This window comes from Comamonas denitrificans (assembly GCF_042654745.1).
In the GTDB taxonomy this organism is placed as follows: Bacteria; Pseudomonadota; Gammaproteobacteria; order Burkholderiales; family Burkholderiaceae_C; genus Comamonas; species Comamonas denitrificans.
This window is the reverse complement of sequence record NZ_JBHSEY010000054.1, coordinates 1-1,142: the sequence shown is the minus strand read 5'-3', so window position 1 is coordinate 1,142 and position 1,142 is coordinate 1. Positions and strand designations below refer to the sequence as shown.

1 protein-coding gene is annotated in these 1,142 nt (G+C 48.9%); it reads left to right on the top strand.

Going from position 1 to position 1,142, the window contains the following annotated elements:
* The coding region (gene istB / locus ACFO24_RS11365; protein ID WP_377738449.1) for an IS21-like element helper ATPase IstB at positions 1-678 on the top strand (678 nt) is incomplete at its 5' end.
* Between the last annotated feature and the right edge of the window lie 464 nt (positions 679-1,142).

Here is a 1,142-nt window from a genome sequence, read left to right as displayed (position 1 = left end):
GTCTCAGCCGGCTTGATGGCGCTTCCGCGGTGCGATACTTGGCCTCATGCGGTTAAAACGCCTATCCGTCGGCGCACACAAAGCTGGGTACGCGAAGGGAGGCTGGCACCGGGAAAAACCTTAAGCACTCTGGATAACAGCGTGCTCAGCCGGACAAATCAAGCGCTCATCGCCAAGTTGCACCAAGACCTGTCCTGGGCACATCACGCCGATAATATCCTGCTGATTGGCCCCAGTGGCACCGGCAAAACACACATAGCCAATGCATTGGGTTACCGGCTGATTGAGCAAGGCATACGCTGCAAACTGTTTCCAGCCATTGGCTTGGTACAACAGTTACAACAAGCCAAGCGCGAACTGGATCTGATGAGCGAGATGAGCAAGCTGGATAAGTATCAGGTGATCATCATTGATGACATTGGTTATGTGAAAAAAACCGATGCAGAAACCCAGGTACTGTTTGAATTTATCGCGCATCGATATGAAAGCGGTAGCCTGATCATCACAGCCAATCACCCGTTTAGTGCATGGGATCAGATCTTCCCAGACAGCATGATGACGGTAGCGGCCATAGATCGGCTGATCCACCACGCGACAATTATAGAATTAGAAGGAGAAAGCTATCGAAAACAACATCAGTTAAAACAAGCTGGAAGTAGGAAAAATGAGAAAACCTAACCGGCCATCATAATTGACGCGAACCGGCCAAGATAGTTGACGCCGAACAATGATTGACGATCTAACGCTCCAGAACCAAATCAGGGATCTGGCTTTAGCGAGTCGGAGCGAACCGACCGATGGTTGGCGTACCGAAGAGCTTGACCCTAAGTTGTGGAACGGTTGGCGTAAAATGATTCAGGGGGACCGGCTAGAAATCGCTGAATACGATCTGACGGCTAAGGTTAGCCAAGGGGACTCTCCTAGTGACAAGCCCGGAGTGGTTGAAGGTCTAAAACAAAGAATAAGGGCTTACAACTTTAGTAAACAAAGGACGTCATCAATAGCAGTGATATAAAAAGTTATCTTTGCCGCCCCGATAAGGCTTTACGGGGCGACTAAGTCTCACCCAACCGACAATTCCGATAGTTTCAGAATAAGCTTTGAGTTTTCTAAGATTGGAATTACTACACCACAGCACGTAC